Origin of the sequence: Propionicicella superfundia DSM 22317, from assembly GCF_000423465.1 — a bacterium.
Lineage (GTDB): Bacteria > Actinomycetota > Actinomycetes > Propionibacteriales > Propionibacteriaceae > Propionicicella > Propionicicella superfundia.
Genome location: NZ_KE384021.1, coordinates 194,664 through 214,189 on the forward strand (window position 1 = coordinate 194,664; position 19,526 = coordinate 214,189).

The window sequence follows — 19,526 nt, forward strand, 5'->3', positions numbered from 1 at the left end:
TCCGGGACGACTACTGGATGTCCTCGCTGCGAATCCCGAGCATGAACAGGACGCTGTCGAGCTGCGGAACCGAGACGGTCGCGTCGGCGCGCTCCCGGACCACGGCCTTGGCGTTGAACGCGATCCCGAGGCCGGCCAGCGACAGCATGTCGATGTCGTTCGCGCCGTCGCCGATCGCGACGGTCTGACTCAGCGGGATCGCCTGCATGGCGGCGATCGTGCCGAGCAGTTCGGCCTTCCGCGCCCGGTCGACGATCGGCCCGACGACGCGGCCGGTGAGCCGCCCGTCCACGATCTCCAGCTCGTTCGCGAACGCGTGGTCGAGCCTCAGCTCCGACTGCAGCCAATCGGTGAAGTAGCTGAAGCCGCCGCTGAAGATCGCCACCTGGCAGCCCATCCGCTGGAGCGTACGGACGAAGGTCCGTGCCCCCGGCGTGAGCTTGATCCGCTCGCGCGCCCGCTCCAGCGCGGCCAGGTCCAGTCCTTCGAGCAGGGCCACCCGCTCGTGCAGGGTCGCGGCGAAGTCGAGTTCCCCGGCCATGGCCCGGGCCGTGATCGCGGCGACCTGCTGCTCGCAGCCGGCCTCGGCGGCGAGCAGTTCGATGACCTCGTTCTGGATGAACGTCGAGTCCACGTCCATCGCGACGAGGCGTTTCGAACGGCGCTCGATGCCCGCTTGCTGGACGGCGACGTCCACGCCGTTGCGCTGCGCGACCGTCAGCAGTCGCTGTCGCAGTTCGATCTGCCGCCAGGCGGGCGTCCCGATGACCTGCAGGTCGTACGCGACGACCGGCTTCGTCGCGAGGCGGACGATGCGGTCGAGGTTCCCCCCGCAGGCGGCGATCTCGCGCGTGACCTCGGCGAGCGCCTTGGATGCCACGGCGGGCGCCATCACCGTGATGGCCTGACGGTCGAGCGTGGCCCTCTTGGAGTGCGGCTCGACCCACTCGAACTCGACGCCGAAGCCGTTCAGGTGGCCCCAGTAGAGGACGTCCTTCACCAGGGATTCCGACGCTCCCTCCAGCCCCAGCAGGATGTCGAGGGTGAGGCGTTCGCGGACGACGACCTGCTCGAGGTCCTGTACCTGGGCGTCGGCGTTGGCGGCGAGCGCGAGGAGTTCGGTGGTGACGCCCCGGCGGTCCGCGCCGGTGAGCCGGATGAGCAGCGGGTTTTCGGCCACGTGGGCATGGTAGGGGAGCCGGACGTCGTGGCCGGGCAGGTCTCGCAGGTCCCGGGGGCAGCCTCCCGCAGACTGATCCCGTGCCGAGTGGCCCGGGCGTTCTGGCAAGCTGGACGACGGTTGTCCGGAGGAGGAGTCGGTGCGTGTAGTCCAGAAGTTCGGTGGGTCGTCGGTCGCCGATGCCGCGAGCATCAAGCGCGTGGCGCGGCGGATCGTCGCGACCCAGTCCGAGGGGAACGAGGTGGTGGTTGTCATCTCGGCCATGGGCGACACCACCGACGAGCTGATGGACCTCGCCCAGCAGGTCTCTCCCGATCCGCCGCCACGTGAGCTCGACATGCTGCTGACGGCGGGGGAGCGCATGTCCGCCGCGCTGCTGTCCATGGCGATCGCCGACATCGGGAGTTCGGCCCGGTCGTTCACCGGATCGCAGGCCGGGATCATCACGACGGGCACGCACGGCGATGCCCGCATCATCGACATCACGCCCGGACGCATCGTCTCGGCCCTCGACGAGGGCGACATCGTCATCGTGGCCGGCTTCCAGGGCGTCTCGCAGACGAGCAAGGACGTCACGACGCTCGGTCGTGGCGCCTCCGACACGACCGCGGTCGCCCTGGCCGCGGCGCTCGGCGCCGACTACTGCGAGATCTACACGGACGTGGACGGCGTCTTCACCGCCGATCCGCGCATCGTCCCGACCGCCCGCCGCATCCCCGAGATCCGGTACGACGAGATGCTCGAGATGGCCGCCTGCGGCGCCAAGATCCTGCATCTGCGCTGCGTGGAGTACGCCCGGCGCGAGAACGTGCCCGTCCATGTGCGGTCGTCCTTCTCCCATCGTCCGGGCACCTGGGTCCGCGACGCCGAACCGTCCGAAGGGGAACCGATGGAGCAAGCCCTGATTTCCGGAATCGCTCATGACCGCGGTGAGGCGAAGATCACCGTCGTCGGCGTGCCCGACCGGGTCGGGGTCGCGGCGCGGCTGTTCCGCACCGTCGCCGACGCCGAGATCAACGTCGACATGATCGTCCAGAACGTGTCGCACACGCTGGGCCGCACCGACATCTCGTTCACGATCCCGCAGAGTGCGGGCTCGCGGACGATCGAGATCCTCAAGGCGATCCAGGCCGAGCTGGGCTTCGAGCGGCTGCTGTACGACGACCAGATCGGCAAGGTGTCGGTCATCGGCGTCGGGATGCGGACACACCCGGGGGTGACGGCGACGTTCTTCGGCGCCCTCGCCGACGCAGAGGTCAACATCGAGATGATCTCGACGTCCGAGATCCGGATCTCCGTCGTCGTCCATTCCGACGATGTCGATCGCGCGGTGAAGGCCGCACACACGGCGTTCAGCCTCGACGCCGAGGGTGAGGCGGTCGTGTACGCCGGCACCGGGAGGTAGTCTCGGCGAACATGTGCGACGGTCTCCGCGTCCGCGGCCTCCACGTCTCCTACGGTCCGGTGCGGGCCGTGTCGGCGCTCGATCTCGACGTCGCGCGCGGTGAGATCGTCGCCGTCCTCGGTCGCTCCGGGTCGGGCAAGTCCTCGCTGCTGCGGGCTGTCGCAGGGCTGGTGAAGCCCTCCGCGGGCACGGTCTCCTGGGACGGTGCCGACGTCACCCGGCGCAGGACGCCCAAGCGGGACTTCGGTCTTCTCGCGTCCGCGCCCAGCCTGTTCCCGAAGTACGACGTGGCCGGCAACGTCGCCTATGGTCTCGGCTCCTGGGCGCGCGGCGACAGGGAACGTCGCGTCGCGGAACTGCTGGGTCGTCTCGGGCTGGCCGAGTTCGCGGACGCTCGCGTGGACGCTCTCACCGACGAGCAGGGCAGACGGGTCGCGCTGGCCCGGTCGGTCGCGCCCCGGCCGCGGCTGCTGCTGCTCGACGAGCCTCTCGGCGGGATGGGCGGCCGGGAGCGGGCGAATCTCGGGTCCGAGCTCGTCGCGCTCCTGCGTGCCGAGGGGGTTCCGGCGCTCTACGTGACGCATGCGGTGGACGAGGCCTTCGCGGTGGCCGATCGGGTGCTGTTCCTGCAGGACGGCTGCGTCGTCCAGTCCGGCACCCCGCGCGACCTGCGTGAACACCCCGCGTCGAGGACCGTGGCCGAGCATCTGGGTTTCGCGCCGTTCCTCGCGGGCTCCGCCGACGGCGAGACCGTCACGACCGCGCTGGGCACCGTTCCCGGCCCGGGATTGACCGGTCCCGTCCTCGTGGGCCTCGGGCCGGAGGGTCTGCGGCTCGCCGCTGCCGGGCAGCCGCTGCGGGTGCGCTCCGAGTCCGCCCGGCCGGGCTTCGTCGAGGTCGCCGTGCGGTTGCCCGACGGCCAGACCGGGTACCTTCGCGTCCCGGCCAAACAAGGACGTCCGGAGGTGGGCGTGATGCTCGATGCCGCGGGGTGCGTGGTCGTCCCGGCGGAGTGAGGCCGTTGTGGTGCGGTCAGCGGTGTCCGCCCGGGTCCGGGTCGTCCAGCCCGAGGCTCCCTCGCACCGCGTCGTAGTGGAAGAGCTCCCCGTACCGGCCCCAGTCGATGGCGATGTCGAGCTGTTCCTCGGTGTCGGCGGCCGAGTACCCGCGCCGCAGGAGATCGCGGAAGAACCCTTCGCGGATCACCCCGCCCGGGGTCGCACGCAGTGCCGTCACGATCGTGCGCACCAGGGGGGCGCGGTTCTCGGCGAGCGTCGCGAAGGCCGCTTTCCGGTCGAGGATCCCGGCCCGCTGCCAGCTCGCGCCGGTCTCGGTCACGCGGACGGCGGCCCCGTCCGTGGCAAGCAGGCCGAGCATCCCGGCCGCGTCGACGAGCGGGAGCAGGTCGTCCACCTCGAACAGGAGGCTCTCGGCCAGGTCGGGCAGTTCGACGGAGTCGCCGGCGCCGTGGACGAGTTCCACCAGGCCCGCCATCCCGTCGACGCCGGCGGCGGGCAGCGGGGTGTTCAGCGGCCCGGCGGAGGGCACGGGCAGCGATTCCTGTCGCGGCTCGCGGCCCGTGAGGATCGCGTACAGGCGATCCACGAGGGCTTCGAAGGCGGGGTCATGGCGGTCGCGCGGGCGGGACAGCCCGATCGTGACCTCGTCTTTGATGCGTCCCGGGTTGGCCCCGAGGACGAGCACGCGATCGGCGAGGAGCACGGCCTCCTCGATGTTGTGCGTCACGATGCAGATGCTGCTGGTCGGGAAGTCGGGGCTGCCCCACAGGTCGGTGAGCTCACCGCGCAGGTTCTCGCTCGTGAGGACGTCCAACGCCGAGAAGGGCTCGTCCATCAGCAGGAGGTCGGGTTGGGTGACGAAGGCCCGGGCGAAGCCGACCCGCTGCCGCATGCCGCCGGACAGCTCCCGCGGGTAGGCGGTCTCGAAGCCGTCCAGTCCGATGGCGTCGATTGCGGCGAGGGCGCGTTCGCGGCACTCCTCGGCGGGGAGCCCGGCGGCGCGCAACCCGAGTTCCACGTTGCCCTGGACGGTGAGCCACGGCAGGAGTGCGAACGACTGGAACACCATGGACGCCCCGGGGTTGGCGCCGGTCAGCGGGGCGCCGCGGTAGCGGACTTCGCCGGACGTCGGGGCGATGAGTCCGGCGATGGTGCGCAGCAGCGTCGACTTGCCCGAGCCCGACTTGCCGAGGAGCGCGACGATCTCGCCGTCGCGGATGGTCACGGTGATGTCGTCCAGCACGGTCAGCGCCGAGCCGTCCGCGCCGGGGAAGGAGCGGGAGATCCGGTCGACCTCGAGCAGCGGTGCGTGCCGGGTGGGTGCGAGAACGGTCATGGGTGTCACGTCCTTTCGGAGTGTGTCGGTCCTTGCCTGCGGACCGGTGGAGGGGAACGGGTCAGGTGAGGGAGAAGCGGGACGCGGCGAGCGCGTAGAGGCGGTGCCAGAACACGCGGTTCAGGCCGACGACGAACAGGCTCATGACGGCCACCCCGACGAGGGTGCGGGCGGCGTCGCCGGTCTCGGTCGCCCGGGCGATGTACGCGCCCAGTCCGGTCGCTTCGAGCGTGTGGCCGCCGTAGCTCACGATCTCGGCGACGATCGAGGCGTTCCATGCGCCGCCCGCGGCGGTGACGGCCCCCGTCACCCACGAGCCGAACACGGCCGGCAGGTACAGGGTGCGCCACCGCTGCCGACGTCCGAGGCGAAGCATGGTCGCCGCCTCGCGCAGGTCGTCGGGGATCGCCGAGGCGCCGGCGATGACGTTGAAGAGGATGTACCACTGCGAGCCGAGGGCCATGAGGACGATGCCGCCGGCGTCGATGCCGATGCCGGTGTGCAGGAGCAGGAGGGTCACGAACGGGAAGAGGAAGTTGGCCGGGAAGCTCGCCAGGACCTGCACGACCGGCTGCGCGATCCGGGTCACCGTGGGGTCGAGCCCGATCCACAGCCCCACGGGCACCCAGACGATGCTCGCGACGACGAGCAGAATGACCACGCGCCCGAACGTGACAAGCCCGAGGCCGGTCGCGACCACGACCTCCCCGAGCCCGGTGCGCATCTCGATGTACAGCAGCATCTCGACCAGGCCCCACGCCAGGAGCGCGAGGACGACGACCGTGAACACGGTGTCGCCGATCCTGCGGCGCGCCGCGTCGACGTGGAGTGGGCGATCGGTCACGCCGAACACCCGGGTGATCCGGTCGAGGAGCCATCCGGCCGGGCGGAGCGCGCGACCCAGCAGCCGCGGCAGGTTCGAGCGCCGCAGGAGGTCGAGCACGATGCTGCGCTGCGGCTCGGCGGGCCCGGTGTCGCCGCCGCGGAAGCGTTCCATCCAGGCGGTCAGCGGCCGCCAGAAGACGACGTCGACGACGAGGATCATGCAGATCATCGTCACGATCGCGAGCAGGAGGCGTCCGATCTGCTCCTGCTCGGAGGCGGCCGCGACGTACGCCCCGATGCCCGGGAGCGCGAAGGTCTCGTTGTTGACGCTGATGACCTCGGAGGCGACGAGGAAGAACCAGCCGCCGCCGAAGCTCATCATGCCGTTCCAGGTGAGCGGGATGACGCCGTGGGGGACGTCGAGACGCCAGAAGCGCTGCCAGCGGGTGAGTCGCAGGAGCCGGGCGACCTCGTCGAGGTCGCGTGGCTGGGTCACGAGGGACTGGTAGAAGGCGAACGTCATGTTCCAGACCTGGCTTGTGAAGATCGCGAAGACCGACGCGAGCTCGATGCCCAGTTCGGTCGTCGGGAACAACGCGAGCCAGATGGTCATGGTGACCGACAGGAAGCCCAGCACGGGGACGGACTGGAGGACGTCCAGGAGCGGGATGAGCACCTTCGCGGCGCGTCGGCTGCGCGCGGCCGCGGTGGCGTAGCCGAGGCTGAAGACGACCGAGGCCGCCAGCGCCGCGAACGCGCAGCAGCGAGCGGGCGGCGTAGTAGGGGAGGAGGTGCGGGTCTGTGGGGACCGACGACGGTGCGGTGGCGCGGTCGAACGGTGCGAGGACGTGCCCGGAAAGGTCGAGGACGGCCCAGATGAGGACGGTCACGCCGAGGAGGACGGCGAGGTCGGCACCGAGCGACCGGCGTGTGTGCAGGACGACGTCGCGTGCGGAAAAGGGAGGCAGGACGGCCATGGGATTCTCCAGGGATGTGAATCCTCGACCGCACGGCCGGGCGTCAGTGCACGGGTGTCGTCAGTGCACGGGTGTCACCCGAGCCCGGCGGCGGTTCGAGGGGGGACGGTCGATCGAGGCCTACTGTCGTCGGGACTCATGACCGATCACCTCCTCGGGCCGCGGGTCGTGGGACCCGGCCGTCTCGTCTGCGTGGCTACCTTAGACGGATGGGCCGGGACCGCCAAACGCGCCGGGCCCCGGCGGGGAGGCGTCGAGGTCATCTCAATAACAGAACGACCATGTTGCGAAATATGGCTGCGTTGGGTATACCTAGTGGTGCAGGTTCAACCTGACCGAGGAAAACGGAGTCGGCAACGTCCCCAAATCTCTGGGTGGGACGTCGGTCACAACGGCTCCGTGCCTCGACGGGTCGACCTGGCCCGATCCGGTCGTCCGCAGTCGCCACTGTGGTCCCGCCCGCAGGCTTTTCCGGATTAGCGCGGTACTCGCCACACCGCCCAGGGCCGGTCGACCCGTTTCTCTTTTCCGCATCGCCTCTCTCCCGCCGCCTCGGCCCGGAGCGGAGCGTGCGGGTGGCCCGGGCCGCGGTCACGGCTTTATCACGGTGCGGTCTCAGAGAACGCTCTGAGACATACCTGCAACAAACCGGTGGCAGGATGCTCCCAGTCAGTTCAAGAAAGGACTTCTCCATGAAGCGACTGCTCGGGATCGCAGCTGCCGCCTCGGCGCTCGTCCTGGCCGTGTCAGGCTGTGCCAACTATTCCGACACCGGCTCCGGGTCCCAGACGACCGCCTCCGGTGACACACCCGTCCTCGTGCAAAGCGGCAAGTTGACGGTGTGCACGCACCTGGCATACAAGCCGTTCCAGTTCAAGGACAGCGACAACAAGACCGTCGGATTCGACGTCGATCTGATGGACCTCGTGGCGACGAAGCTCGGGGTGACACAGGAGATCGTCGACATCGAGTTCGAGCAGATCACCTCGGGTGCCGTGTTCGCCGCCAAGAAGTGCGACGTCGGCGCGGCCGCCATCACGATCCGCGCTGAGCGCGAGGAGGCCGCGGCCTTCTCCGACCCGTACTTCGCCGCGACGCAGGCGCTGCTGGTGAAGCAGGGTTCGAGCATCAAGAGCCTCACCGACCTCAAGGGCAAGGTCCTCGCCGTCCAGTCCGGCACCACCGGCCAGGACTACGCGAACGAGAACAAGGACCAGTACGGCTACGAGGTCAAGGTGTTCGACGACATGCCGAGCGGCGCCAACGCCGTCCTGGCGGGCACGGCGGACGCCAATGTCAACGACAACGGCGTTCTGTTCGCCTTCGCGAAGGACAACCCGACTTCGACGGTCGTGACCGAGTTCTCGACCGGTGAGGAGTACGGCTTCAACATGTCCAAGGACAACACCGCGATGCTGAAGACCGTCAACGAGGTCCTGAAGACCGCCAAGGAGGATGGGACCTACAACACCATCTACAAGAAGTGGTTCGGGGTCGACGCCCCCCAGTGATCCACTGACGCGCTGGCCGCCTGCCGCTGTTCGCAGGCGGCCAGCGGTCGCATAAGGAGACGTGCATGACGACAGCGACCGCGGCACCCGCCCCGCAGAAGAAGAAGATGTCACCGCGCAAGCGGGCGAAGATCATCCGCATCATCCAGTACACGGTGCTCGCCCTGGCCCTGGTCGCGGTGATCGCGTTCTCGGACGGTCAGCAGATCATGCGGACGTTCTTCCGTCCCGACCTGATGCAGCAGACCATCGGGGTGGGCCTGCTGAACGCCCTCAAGAACACCATTCTGTATACCGCCGGCGCCTTCGTCTTCGGCCTGCTCCTGGGCACGATGCTGGCGCTCATGAAGCTCTCCCAGGTCGCGCCGTACCGCTGGATCGCGACGGTGTACACGGAGTTCTTCCGCGGTGTCCCCGCCATCATCGTTCTGCTGGTGTTCAGCTTGCTGCCGCTGGCTCTCCCAGGCCTGCGGATCCCGCTGGATCCGTACGGCACGGTCTGGACGGCGCTCGGCCTCGTCTCTGCGGCGTACATGTCGGAGACGATTCGCGCGGGCATCGAAGCGGTCCCGAAGGGTCAGATGGAGGCGGCCAGATCGCTGGGCATGCCCTCGGGGATGGCGATGAGCCGCATCATCCTGCCGCAGGCCTTCCGCATCGTCACTCCGCCCCTGACCAACGAGCTCGTGCTGCTGACGAAGGACTCGTCGCTGGTCTACGTCCTCGGCCTGACGGGCGAGGCGTTCGAGCTCACGAAATACGGTCGTGACCTGGCGAACACCCATGCCAACGTCACGCCGCTGGTCATCGCGGGGTTGTCGTACCTGATCATCACCCTGCCGCTGACGTTCCTCGTGCGACGTATGGAAGCCCGGCAGAAGAAGGCGAAGTGAGTGCCATGACCGAGACGACACAGCCGCGACGGGTCCCCACGGGCGACCGTGAGGACGAGATCCAGGTCTACGGCCTGCACAAGTCCTTCGGCGAGCTGGAGGTGCTCAAGGGCATCGACCTCACCGTTCACCGGGGCGAGGTGGTGTGCGTGATCGGCCCGTCCGGGTCGGGCAAGTCCACCCTGCTGCGGTGCGTGAACATGCTGGAGCAGCCCACCCAGGGGCAGGTCTTCATCATGAACGAGGAGATCACCGACCCCGACGCCGACATCGACCGGCTGCGGACCATGATGGGCATGGTGTTCCAGCAGTTCAACCTGTTCCCGCACCTGACCGCGACGGAGAACTGCACGATCGCGCTCACCCGGGTGCTGAAGAAGAGCTCCGCCGATGCGCGCCGGATCGCGCAGGAGAACCTCGCCAAGGTCGGGCTGGGGGACCGGGGCGATTCCTACCCGGCCAAGCTGTCCGGCGGGCAGCAGCAGCGGGTGGCGATCGCCCGTGCACTGTCGATGGACCCCGAGATGATGCTGTTCGACGAGCCGACCTCGGCCCTCGACCCGGAACTCGTCGGCGACGTCCTTTCGGTCATGCGCGACCTCGCCAACGGCGGCATGACGATGATGGTCGTCACACACGAGATGGCGTTCGCGAGGGACGTCGCCGATCGGGTCATCTTCATGGACGGCGGCGTGATCGTGGAGGAGGGGCCGCCCGACGAGGTCATCGGCAACCCCAAGGAGGAGCGGACCCGCCTGTTCCTGAAGCGGGTGCTGGATCCGACCCACGTCAACGCCGGGGCCGAGGATGCCGCCTACGCCGAACGGCACAAGGCTGCTCGCGTCCACCACCATCAGGAGGACTGAGGCTCCGCGCCCTACCCGTCTTCCGGCTCGCGTTGCGACGCCGGTGGTGCAGGTCGTCTTCGCGGCGTCTCCGGCAGGAGCTTGAGGCCGGTCACGGCGAGGACGATCCCCGTCAGGAAGAGGATCCGCCAGACCGTGGCCTCCTCGGTACCCGTGGCCATCGCGAACCCGACGGTCAGTGCCGCGCCGACGCCTGTCCAGACGGCGTAGGCGGTGCCGATGGGGATGTGCTTGGCCGCCCACCCGAGCCCGGCCATGCTGACGACGAGGCCGATCGCGAACACGAGCGACGGGACAGGACGGGTGAGTCCGTGCGATGCGCCGAGGGCGGTCGCCCATACGGCTTCGCACACGGCGCTGACGAGAAGGACGATCCAGGCCACGTCAGCTCACCACCTTGAGGCCGACGACGCTCCCGACGAGGAGCGCCAGCAGCAGGACGCGCGCGACGGTGACGCGCTCGGCACCCGTCACGATTCCCCAGACCACCGTCAACGTGGCTCCGATCCCCACCCAGACGGCGTAGGCCGTGCCGGTGGGCAGGTCGGTCATCGCGTAGGCGAGGCCCGCCATGCTGACGCCGCAGGCGAGGGTGAAGACGAGCGTCGGTATGAGGCGCCGAAATCCGTGGGAGGCGGCGAGCGCGGCGGCCCAGACGGCCTCCAGCACCCCCGAGACGACGAGGACGATCCACGACATGACTCACCCTTCCGAGTCAGTCTTGTCCTGAGCGGGTACTGCTCCCTCGTCCGCCGAGCCGATCCGGCCCGCGTGTCGGATTCTACCCCGAACGTGAGCCGGTCCGCCCCACAGCACGGCTCGGCCCGAGAACGCGCTCCGGCTCATCGACGCGTCCCCGCGTGACCACCGTCACAGGGTCGGCCGGGGCTGTGCGCGCCCCTCGACCACGCGGTACCCGCGGGCGACCGCGGGCACCGATCCGCGGATCGAGGAACGGGCGGATCGGAGGAGACCGCCAGGTTGCGCGGCATACCAGCGGGGCCGTCCGTCCGACGCGAGCCGACCGCCAGGTTGCACGGGTTATGATCCCGGATCGGAAGATCGTATGCCTTGCAAGGTGGCGGTCATCGCTCGTCGTCCGTCCCCACCGGCCCGGTATGCCGCACAACCTGGCGGCCAACTCCGGACGACGGCTCCAGACCTCTCATCCAGCCGTTCTCGGCGACGTTTCCGGTTTGCGGCACCGTCCTCGCTCAACCGGGGTAGCGTCTCTCTGAGTGCCGGGTCAACGGCGATCCGGCACGTCTCTGATGGAGGTGACGGTGTCCGTTTTCACGACGAACGATGGCGTCGAGGTCTACTACGACGTGCGCGGCGAGGGGAAGCCGCTTCTGATGATCCCCGGTTGGACCTGCACGACGGAGTTCTGGTCGAAGAACGTGGACAGCCTGGCGGCGTCCTGCTCCGTCATCCGCATGGACTTCCGCGGGCATGGACGGTCGGAGAAGGTGTCTCACGGCCATCGGATCTCACGGTACGCGGCGGACGTCCGCGACCTGCTCGACCACCTCGACGTGGACGGTGTCACCGCCCTGGGCTGGTCGATGGGCGCCTCGATCCTCTGGAGCTACCTGGAGCTCTACGGCACCGAGCGGCTCGCCGGTCTCGTGTGCGTCGACCAGTCTCCGGCCCAGTACACGGGGCCCGACTGGGTGTGGGGGCAGAACGGCTGCTACGACGTCGAGATGTTCATCCGGCTGTGCGCGCAGATCACGTATGACCCGCGCGGGTCGGCCGAGGGCCTCGCGTATGCCTGCCTGCACAATCCGCCGACGCCCGAGGATGTCGCGTTCATCGCCGACGAGATCTCGCTGTGCCCGCCGCAGACCCGCATCGACATCATGCGCGACCACACGAACCTCGACTGGCGCGACTTCCTGCCCGTCATCGACCTGCCGACGCTCGTCCTCGTGGCGCGCCACAGCCAGGTGTTCGACTGGCAGGGCAGCGCGTATGTGGGCGAGCAGGTCCCCGGTGCGAAGACCGAGTTCTTCGAGAACTCCGGGCACATGCTGTTCTGGGAGGAGCCGGAGAAGTTCAACCGGGTCGTCTCCGACTTCGTCAATCGCTGAGCGTCGCGTCGGCCCCTGCGTTCCGTCAGGCCCCTAGCATGTCCTCCATGCGGACCTTGATCCTGGCGGCCGGCGTGGGCTCGGGCCATAACAGCGCCGCGCAGGCGGTCGAGACGGCCTTGGCGGAGGATGCGGGCGCGGAGGTGCGCCGGATCGACATCCTGGACACCACCAACGAGGTGTTCTCCAAGCTGTACGACGACGCCTACTTCACGCTGGTGGCGCAGGTGCCGTGGCTGGTCGGCTGGGGATACGACAATCAGGATCCGCCGTTCAAGCTGGCGCCGGTGATGCGCTGGTGGGATCAGGCCAACACGGTCCCGGTGATGCGGGAGATCCGGGATTTCGACCCCGATCTGGTGATTGCCACGCACTTCCTGCCCGCTCGGCTCGTCTCGCTGATGCTGGCCCGCGGTCAGGTGTCGACGTCGCTCAGCGTCGTCACGACCGACTTCGACTTCCAGGGCCTGTGGCTCACCACGCCCGTGACGCGCCTGTTCGTGGCGAGGGAGGAGACCCGGCAGCACCTGCTGCGCCTCGGCCTGCCGCCCGAGCGGGTCGTGGCGTCCGGCATCCCGGTACGCCCGGAGTTCTCCGCTCCGTTCGATCCGGCCGCCGTCCGCGCCCGGCACGGGCTGCGGGCCGACGTCCCGGTCGTGCTGATCTCCGCGGGTGCGGCGGGCGGGCCGAAGGCGCTCCAGGTGGTGCGGCAGTGCCTCGACCTGCCGCAGGAGTTCCAGGCGGTCGTGGTCTGCGGCCGCAACGAGGATCTCCGCGCGCAGATGGAGTCCCTGGTCGCCGGGCATCCCGATGTCCACGTGCTCGGCTTCACCCAGGAGATGCCCGACCTGATGCGGATCTCATCCTTGTTCGTCGGCAAACCCGGCGGTCTGTCGAGTTCGGAGTGCATGGCGGCGGGGCTGCCGATGGTGCTCGTGGACCCGATCCCCGGGCAGGAGGAGCGGAACGCGGACTTCCTGCTCGAATCCGGTGCCGCTGTCCGGTGCAACTATGCGACGACCATCGGGTACAAGATCGGCACGCTCCTGGACGACCCTGCGCGTCTCGCAGGGATGAGAGACAGCGCCCGGCGCATCGGACGGCCCGACGCGGCGCGGGTCGTGGCCGGGGCATCGTCCGACTCGAGCCTGCCGCCCTTGTGGATCAGCAGGGACGCGCAGCGGATCATGCAGCGGGCGTCCACTGCGGCCGACGATGTGTCGGTCCAGGCGGCATCCGAGCCGCTCCGGACACTGACCGATCCCGACACCGGGTCCTCGCTGGCTCTGGTCGCGGAGAGCGAACTGGCGACGCTCGGGGCCACGCCCGGCATGTCGCTGTTGGAGCTCGGCCGCATCCGGTTGCGTGCGCTGCGCTGGCAGCCCGAGCATTTCGCTCTGGCGGCGGCCGGGACGTGGCTGCTCGGCGATGCAGGCTCCCGCACCGTCGGCATCCGCTGACGTCGCTGGCGCGGCCGATGGGTCGACAGGCTTGTGAGGCCGGGCTCGGACGTGCCAGGCAGTGCCCGGTCCGAACGGCCGACCTCAGCCGCCAGGGCGGCTCGGCCGCGTCGCCGGGCCGGGCCTCTCGGTGCGCCGCAGCCGTGTGCGATGGTCGGCGGCGGTCGTTCCCCGGACTCTGAGGAAGTGGCGGCGCAGCAGGTCCGTGCTGGTGAACCCTGACAGGTCGGCGACGGTGACGAGGGGCAGGCCGGGCTCGGCCTCCAGGAGCGCCGCGGCCGTGGCGACACGGTGATCCGCGATCCGGGTCGCGACGTCGACCCCGTGCTGGGAGAGAAGACGGTACAGGTGCCGAACGCTCAGGTTCAGCGCCTGCGCGATGGTCGTCACGCCGAAGCCGCTGTCCTTGTGCCCGGCGGCGATCAACCGGTCGATCCTCGCGCCGAGGTCGTCGTCGCGCGGCCGAGGATCAGGCCCAGCGGGTGTCATTCGGGCAGTGACGGAGCCGGTGGCCAGGTCGAGGGCGACGCGTTCCTCCAGGTCTCGCAGCGGCTCGCCGGACATGGAGGCGGCGCGGACCAGTTCGTGGAGGGCGCGTTCGACGGGTGTCGACCGCCCGAGCGGGTCGATCGTCGTGCGGAGCGCGCCGGATGTGGCGGTGTCGATGCGATCCAGGGGGACGATCAGCACGGAGAGGTCGGCACCACGGCGGGCTTCGATGCGGAGGGGACGCGAGGTCGTGACCAGCGCCAGCGCTCCGGGGTGAACCGCCATCGTGCCGTGGGGATCCTGTCGGAGGTCGAGTGTTCCGGCCGCGCAGGCGAGTGCGACGAAGGCCGTCTTGGTGCCCGGCCCGTAGTCGAGCGTCATGGGTGTGCAGGACACTCGGGCGATGCGCAGCAGGCGGGAGTGGTTGGTCCGGGACCGGACGATCGGACGCGCGGGGTCCGTCGCGGCGAGGCTCGCTCCTGTGAAGAGCCGGGACATCTGCGCGAGAGCCTCGCGGCCGTGGTGGACCTGACCGAAGAGTGGAATGTCGCAAGGGTGGGGCATGAGGTGAGGGGTTGTCGAGGTGCGGGCGCCGGGGCGTGGCAGAACTCTAGCGTGGCGGCGGTTCATCGTCCCGACCGCCAACCGCAGCGTCGCCGGCGCCGGACCTCCGTGAGCCGCGACGTCCGCCCAGCACGTACCGCGAGACCCAGGTGGCCCTCATTCGTCGGGTCTGCGGCCCTGCCTCCACTGCCCCACGGCCTCAACCCCCGCGAAGAAGGCCAGGCAGGCGACCGTCGGCCACTCGAAGAGATGCTCGTGGGCGCGCAGGTCAGAGTTCACGGATCGCGTCGTCGGGGGGACGGCCGGCGACGGCGAGAACCGCGCGCAACCCGCCGACGATCGCTCCGGCCGGCACTCCGACGACGGTCAGGACGACGTGGCTCCAGCCCGGTGAGGGGGTCGCCGGGATGGTCACCCCGGCCCATTCCCGGCCCGCCGCGAGCCACGATGTCGCCCAGCACGCACCGAGGCCCAGGGCGACCGCGGTGATTGCCACGGCGGCGGCGACGCAGGTCAGCTCGCACAGGTAGAGGCGCACGATGCGCGCTCGCTGCCAGCCGAGTGCGCGCAGCACGCCGACCTCGGATGCTCGTTCCGCCCGTAGGCCGGATCCGAGGACCGTCCCCGACATCAGGGCGACGATCGCCACGATCACCACGAGCACCGGGCTGGACCAGGAGAGGACGGACAGCCCGGCGGACAGGGACGGCGCCGCGCCGGCCACGCTCTCGGTCGCGTAGCCGCGCGCCCGGAGCGCTTCCTCCACCGTGGCGACATCGGCGACGGAGGCGACTCTCACGAAGGCCGCGTCGTAGCCGAGGGCGTCCGGGTCGGTGCCGGCGGGCGACCGCGCGGTGAGCACGGCGCTGACCAGGCCGTTGGTCGTGTACACGGCCTCCGCTCCGGCATAGCCGGGCAGGCTGTTGTCGAAGGTGCCGACCACCGTGACGCGGAAGGCCGTCGGATCGCGGCCGGCGGCCGTGACCCGGAACTCGTGGACGGTCCCCAGCGGGAGCGATCCCGCCGCGGCGTCGGGAACGAGGATCTCGTCGTCGCGGATCGGAGCGACGCCGGCGACGATGTCGGGGTCGAGCGCGGCCACCTGCGGGGTGAGCCACATCCGCCGGGCGGGCTCACCGATGTCGATCCGGATCTGCGCGAACGGGGTCACGTCGGCGACGGCGGGGATGCCCCGGAGCGCAGGGAGATCCCCCGCGACGACCGGACGGCCCGCTCCGTTGCTGCCCGACCCGACCCGGATGGTCGTCAGCCCCGGATCGTGGTTCAACCGGCGGGCCTCGTCCGACAGGGAAGATGCCAGGAGCGACCCGACAAGGATCGACGCGGCACTCAGCAGCGCCGTGGCCACGGCCCATGCGGCGTGTCGTCGCAGGGTGCGGGGCATCACGGCTCGGATCATCGTCAGGTCGATGGGCAGCGTCCCGGCCGGTGCCACGTGCTGGCGGGGAATGGCCCGGCGAGGGCGGGGCCGCCCTCGACCCGGCCCATGCCTCACAGTTCTCGCAACGCGTCGTCGGGGGGTAGCGAGACGAGTCGTCGCACCGCCGGGGCGGCGCCGAGGCACAGGCTCGCGGGGATCCCGGCGAGCACGCCGACAAGCCAGGGCCAGGGCGGGAGCGGGAAGGTGGTCAGCCGAACGCCGAGCGTCTCGGCGCCGTCCTTCCAGAACCACGCGACGGCGCCGACGCCGAGGGCGATCACGATCGCACCCAGCGCGCAGCCGAGGCCCACGATGGCCAGTTCACCGAGGAGCAGTCTGGTCGTGCGGCCGCGCGACCAGCCGACGGCCCGCAGCGTGCCGATCTCCGCGGCCCGCTCGGCGACGGCCGCCGATCCGACCATGGAGCCCAGGCCGATGGCGACCACGCCGGCGACCAGGACCAGCGCCCAGATGAGCACGTTCAGCAAGGTCATCGCACGCGGTGCCTCGTCGGCCATCGAGGCCAGGCTGGTGGCCGCGTAGCCCATGCTCGTCAGCCGCGACGTGAGCTCGGGCACGGCGTCGACCGAGCTGGCCTCCACGAACGCCTCGGGGTACTCGTAGGCGTCGCTGTCGAAGTCGTCCGGTTCGCTCCCGGTCGCGGCGGCGGCGAGGATCTCGAGCAGCGCGCTCGTGCCGTAGGCCGGGGCATTGACCTCGAACGGCGACGGCGCGATGTCGAAGACGCCCACCACCGTGACGCTGCGTTCTCGTGGCTCGCCGGTTCCCGGCCCCGTCATGAACGTGTACTGGATCTCCATCCTCGTGCCGACCAGCGGGGTGTAGTCGGTGCCGTCCAGCTCCGCCGGGATCAGGACTTCGTCGGCGGCCACCGGCTCTCGGCCCACGGTGACCTCCGGCTGGATCGCCGGCAGGCGAAGGGACAGGAACCACGGAACGCAGCCGGTGTCCGCCGGGCACAGCGACTCGTCCACAGAGGTGAACCCGTACCGGCCCGAAGGGCGTACAGCCGCCACCCCGGGCTCCGAGGCGAGCATGGCGAGATCCCGTCCCCGCAGGGGCCGCTCCTCGCCGCGCGGCGAGGCTGGAAGCAGGTAGATCAGCTTCAGCGCATCCTCGCCCGAGCTCACGGTCTGCCGGGTGACCACCTGGGCGGCCAGCCCGCCCAGCCCGGCGAGCAGCCCCGCCACCACCGTCAGGACGACCACCGCGGCGAACCGGCGCGTGCGCAGCAGGGCGGCGCCGCGCAGCACCATGGTGAGGTCGATCACGCCAGGCTCCCTTCGGTCACCAGCAGGCGACGGGTCGCGATGCGCTCGACCCGCGGGTCGTGCGAGGCGATGATCACGGCTGCGCCCTCGGCGGCCGCCTCGGCGAGCCTGTCGAGGATCGCCTCGGCGTTCGGCCCGTCCAGGCCGGAGACCGGCTCGTCGGCCAGCACCAGGCCGGGCTTGTTCACCAGGGCCCGCAGCGCGGCGACGCGTTGCTGCTGGCCGCCGGAGAGCAGCTTGGCGCGGTCGCGGAGATGCTCGCCGAGCCCGAAGGAGACCAGGCCCGCCGCGATCGCCTCACGATCGTCGACCAGCGCCGCGACGCGGAGGTTCTCGACGGAGGTGAGCTCGGGCAGCAGCCGGTGCGACTGGAACACCATCCCGATCCTCCGCGCGCGGAGCCGGGTGCGTTCCCGGTCACCCAGCGCGGTGGTGTCCACGCCATCCACCAGCACTCGGCCCTCCGTGGGCTGTGTGAGCAGCCCGCAGAGGTTGATCAGGGTGCTCTTGCCGGCGCCGGAGGCGCCGTCCAGATGCACGATCTCGCCGCCGCCGACCGAGACGGAGGCGTCGTGGATGACCTCGCGCTCCCCGGCCGCCGTCGGATACGCCTTGCGGACCCCGACCAGTTCGATCATGCTCATATGGGCCTCTCGAAGCTCGAGTGTCTGGCCAGCAGGCTTGCCTGGAAGCTGCAGCGCGAACCGCCATCGCCGGTGCTGATGCGATACACGTAGTCGGACAATCCGCACCCACGCAGCCCGGCGAGCCCCTCCTCGATGCGAATCTGATCGGTGTCGGCGATCGTGACGGCGTGCACGGAGGGAAGAGCCGCGACCGCACGGTAGTAGCCGATCGTCGCCTCCGGCCGGAGCGCCTGTTCGACCGCCCGGTGCTGTGCGTTCGGCAGGGCGGCGGCGATGGCGTCGTCGTTCGCGAACCGCTCGGAGACCGTGAGGAGGAAGATCGCCGCGTCGGGGTCGAGGTCGTCCTCCCTGGGCAGCTCCAGGGTGGGGAGCTCGATGACGCCCGACAGGAGCCGAAGGGCGGCGACACGATCTGCGAGCCACGGCGCGTCGGCGACGGGATGCGTGCCCGCGAGCCCAGCGCGCGCGTGTGCGATCTCGTCGCCGAACTCGTCCGTCCCGACGCCCGAGAGCTTCAGGATCGCCAGAGTCTGCAGTCGCGTCGTCCGGTTCTCCTCGGTGGGCTCGTCGGCGTGGAGCTCGCTCTTCAACCGATCGAGGACGTCCCGCTCCACCAGGCCGGCGGCATTCGGATCGAGCAGATAGCTGACGGTGAAGGTGGTGGCCACCGAGCCCAAGGCGACCGGGCGTTGCAGGACGAATCCCTTCTCGCCGGCACCGGCAAGGCACCGCTCCCGGGCTTCGGCTCCCATTCGGTCCTGTTTCAGGAGCGACAGGGCATCGATCGCCGCCATCGTCTCCACCGTGCAGCCCGGTGCGGCGAGCGTCGAGGCCAGGATCGCTCCAAGGCGGGCGACCTCGTCGCCCGACTCGGGCCGCGTCAACGCTACGTAGCCGAGCGTCTCGAAGGCCGGATCGGCCGTATCGGCGGTGGGCGGCGAGAGCCGCACCTCGGACGGCGGCAGGTCGAGGAGACCGCGTGCCAGGCCCAGCCGCCATGCCGAGTACCACGAGGACGTCTCGGTGATCGACGCCACGAGCCGCGTGCCCGCGGCGAGTTCGGGTTGGCCGGCGGCGGTGGTCCGGCTGGCCGCGTCCGCCCAGGCCCAGAGCATGACCGCGTCGGCATTCGCGTCGTCGGTGCGCTCCGGCGGCGAGGGGAGGACGTGCCCAGCGGGAAGGGCGGCCTTGGCGGACGGAGTCGCACCCGCCACCCGGAGCAACGACCAGGTGAACCACGGCTCTGACAGCGTGCCTCGCGCCACGTCCAGATCGACCTCGTCGGGGATCGGTCGTGGTGCCGACAGCGCGAGCATGTCGATCGCGACCGCGGTGAGATACAGGTCGGGGGACTGCGGGGTGTCGGCCTCGGGGGCGCGTACCAGCCCGTCGGCGCCGATGAGGGAGCTCGCCGCCGTGCGAATCGATTCGTCTGCGGACTGTGGCCGGGTGGAGCACCCGGCCACAGTCATCGCGACGACCATCGCGATGGCGACGGCCGTGCAGCCGAGATCTCGTGCCATCGGAG

General features: G+C 70.1%; 18 protein-coding genes and 1 riboswitch. Of the genes, 7 read left to right on the forward strand and 11 right to left on the reverse strand.

The window, feature by feature from the left end; translation table 11 throughout:
• Positions 1–10 precede the first annotated feature (10 nt).
• The gene (gene serB, locus G555_RS23225) at positions 11–1,180 is read right to left on the reverse strand and encodes a phosphoserine phosphatase SerB (protein WP_028708874.1); all 1,170 of its coding nucleotides are present in this window, start codon (positions 1,178–1,180) and stop codon (positions 11–13) included.
• Positions 1,181–1,319: 139 nt separating this feature from the next.
• Here serB and G555_RS0110720 point away from each other — a divergent pair, with 139 nt between their 5' ends.
• Together G555_RS0110720 and G555_RS19345 are read left to right on the forward strand one after the other, a co-directional pair.
• Entirely contained in the window at positions 1,320–2,585 is a 1,266-nt protein-coding gene (locus tag G555_RS0110720; protein WP_028708875.1) for an aspartate kinase, read from the forward strand.
• 11 nt (positions 2,586–2,596) lie between these two features.
• A complete protein-coding gene (locus G555_RS19345; RefSeq protein WP_036922439.1) occupies positions 2,597–3,601 on the forward strand; it encodes an ABC transporter ATP-binding protein in 1,005 nt (334 codons plus the stop codon).
• 16 nt (positions 3,602–3,617) lie between these two features.
• Here G555_RS19345 and G555_RS0110730 read toward each other — a convergent pair whose 3' ends face one another.
• Positions 3,618–4,940, reverse strand: coding sequence for an ABC transporter ATP-binding protein (locus tag G555_RS0110730; RefSeq protein ID WP_028708876.1), 1,323 nt, complete (start codon positions 4,938–4,940; stop codon positions 3,618–3,620).
• 61 nt (positions 4,941–5,001) lie between these two features.
• Positions 5,002–6,510 (reverse strand): ABC transporter permease, encoded by a 1,509-nt coding sequence (locus G555_RS19350; RefSeq protein ID WP_281168200.1) that lies wholly within the window; start codon positions 6,508–6,510, stop codon positions 5,002–5,004.
• Between the two features lie 924 nt (positions 6,511–7,434).
• On the opposite strand from G555_RS19350, the gene G555_RS0110740 reads away from it, so the two are divergent.
• The 3 genes from G555_RS0110740 (at position 7,435) to G555_RS19355 (ending at position 10,012) form a co-directional block, all read left to right on the forward strand.
• Positions 7,435–8,253, forward strand: coding sequence for a transporter substrate-binding domain-containing protein (locus G555_RS0110740; RefSeq protein ID WP_051208825.1), 819 nt, complete (start codon positions 7,435–7,437; stop codon positions 8,251–8,253).
• 65 nt (positions 8,254–8,318) lie between these two features.
• Positions 8,319–9,146: an amino acid ABC transporter permease gene (locus G555_RS0110745; RefSeq protein WP_028708878.1), complete on the forward strand. Its 828-nt coding sequence runs from the start codon at positions 8,319–8,321 to the stop codon at positions 9,144–9,146.
• A gap of 5 nt (positions 9,147–9,151) precedes the next feature.
• A complete protein-coding gene (locus G555_RS19355; protein ID WP_051208827.1) occupies positions 9,152–10,012 on the forward strand; it encodes an amino acid ABC transporter ATP-binding protein in 861 nt (286 codons plus the stop codon).
• 11 nt (positions 10,013–10,023) lie between these two features.
• Here G555_RS19355 and G555_RS0110755 read toward each other — a convergent pair whose 3' ends face one another.
• On the reverse strand, positions 10,024–10,395 hold the full coding sequence (locus tag G555_RS0110755) for a DMT family transporter (RefSeq protein WP_028708879.1): 372 nt from the start codon (positions 10,393–10,395) through the stop codon (positions 10,024–10,026).
• A 1-nt stretch (position 10,396) separates the two neighbouring features.
• Complete coding sequence (locus G555_RS0110760; protein WP_028708880.1) at positions 10,397–10,711, reverse strand: DMT family transporter; 315 nt, start codon at positions 10,709–10,711, stop codon at positions 10,397–10,399.
• 10 nt (positions 10,712–10,721) lie between these two features.
• A riboswitch (guanidine-III (ykkC-III) riboswitch) is annotated at positions 10,722–10,785 on the reverse strand.
• 510 nt (positions 10,786–11,295) lie between these two features.
• Between G555_RS0110760 and G555_RS0110765 the strand changes: the two genes are divergently transcribed.
• Positions 11,296–12,105, forward strand: coding sequence for an alpha/beta fold hydrolase (locus tag G555_RS0110765; protein ID WP_028708881.1), 810 nt, complete (start codon positions 11,296–11,298; stop codon positions 12,103–12,105).
• A gap of 47 nt (positions 12,106–12,152) precedes the next feature.
• Entirely contained in the window at positions 12,153–13,565 is a 1,413-nt protein-coding gene (locus tag G555_RS19360; RefSeq protein WP_211223234.1) for an MGDG synthase family glycosyltransferase, read from the forward strand.
• 84 nt (positions 13,566–13,649) lie between these two features.
• Here G555_RS19360 and G555_RS0110775 read toward each other — a convergent pair whose 3' ends face one another.
• From G555_RS0110775 to G555_RS22630, 6 genes are all read right to left on the reverse strand, one after another.
• Positions 13,650–14,552 (reverse strand): helix-turn-helix domain-containing protein, encoded by a 903-nt coding sequence (locus G555_RS0110775; RefSeq protein WP_028708882.1) that lies wholly within the window; start codon positions 14,550–14,552, stop codon positions 13,650–13,652.
• 222 nt (positions 14,553–14,774) lie between these two features.
• Entirely contained in the window at positions 14,775–14,897 is a 123-nt protein-coding gene (locus tag G555_RS23230; RefSeq protein WP_281168188.1) for a hypothetical protein, read from the reverse strand.
• Positions 14,887–16,074: an FtsX-like permease family protein gene (locus G555_RS0110785; RefSeq protein WP_156887519.1), complete on the reverse strand. Its 1,188-nt coding sequence runs from the start codon at positions 16,072–16,074 to the stop codon at positions 14,887–14,889. The genes G555_RS23230 and G555_RS0110785 overlap by 11 nt, the downstream gene beginning before the upstream one ends.
• A 56-nt stretch (positions 16,075–16,130) precedes the next feature.
• Positions 16,131–17,351: an ABC transporter permease gene (locus tag G555_RS0110790; RefSeq protein ID WP_028708884.1), complete on the reverse strand. Its 1,221-nt coding sequence runs from the start codon at positions 17,349–17,351 to the stop codon at positions 16,131–16,133.
• On the reverse strand, positions 17,348–17,995 hold the full coding sequence (locus tag G555_RS22625; RefSeq protein WP_169337902.1) for an ABC transporter ATP-binding protein: 648 nt from the start codon (positions 17,993–17,995) through the stop codon (positions 17,348–17,350). Before G555_RS22625 ends, G555_RS0110790 begins: the two co-directional genes overlap by 4 nt.
• Positions 17,992–19,521: a hypothetical protein gene (locus tag G555_RS22630; protein ID WP_028708885.1), complete on the reverse strand. Its 1,530-nt coding sequence runs from the start codon at positions 19,519–19,521 to the stop codon at positions 17,992–17,994. Before G555_RS22630 ends, G555_RS22625 begins: the two co-directional genes overlap by 4 nt.
• Positions 19,522–19,526: the final 5 nt, after the last annotated feature.

What these genes read in the sequence shown, in the direction of transcription:
- G555_RS19345 (WP_036922439.1), top strand. Translation starts at nt 2,597, where the DNA reads ATGTGCGACGGTCTCCGCGTCCGCGGCCTCCACGTCTCCTACGGTCCG.
- G555_RS0110730 (WP_028708876.1), bottom strand. Translation starts at nt 4,940, where the DNA reads ATGACCGTTCTCGCACCCACCCGGCACGCACCGCTGCTCGAGGTCGAC.
- G555_RS0110740 (WP_051208825.1), top strand. Translation starts at nt 7,435, where the DNA reads ATGAAGCGACTGCTCGGGATCGCAGCTGCCGCCTCGGCGCTCGTCCTG.
- G555_RS0110745 (WP_028708878.1), top strand. Translation starts at nt 8,319, where the DNA reads ATGACGACAGCGACCGCGGCACCCGCCCCGCAGAAGAAGAAGATGTCA.
- G555_RS19355 (WP_051208827.1), top strand. Translation starts at nt 9,152, where the DNA reads ATGACCGAGACGACACAGCCGCGACGGGTCCCCACGGGCGACCGTGAG.
- G555_RS0110760 (WP_028708880.1), bottom strand. Translation starts at nt 10,711, where the DNA reads ATGTCGTGGATCGTCCTCGTCGTCTCGGGGGTGCTGGAGGCCGTCTGG.
- G555_RS19360 (WP_211223234.1), top strand. Translation starts at nt 12,153, where the DNA reads ATGCGGACCTTGATCCTGGCGGCCGGCGTGGGCTCGGGCCATAACAGC.
- G555_RS0110775 (WP_028708882.1), bottom strand. Translation starts at nt 14,552, where the DNA reads ATGTCCCGGCTCTTCACAGGAGCGAGCCTCGCCGCGACGGACCCCGCG.
- G555_RS22625 (WP_169337902.1), bottom strand. Translation starts at nt 17,995, where the DNA reads ATGAGCATGATCGAACTGGTCGGGGTCCGCAAGGCGTATCCGACGGCG.
- G555_RS22630 (WP_028708885.1), bottom strand. Translation starts at nt 19,521, where the DNA reads ATGGCACGAGATCTCGGCTGCACGGCCGTCGCCATCGCGATGGTCGTC.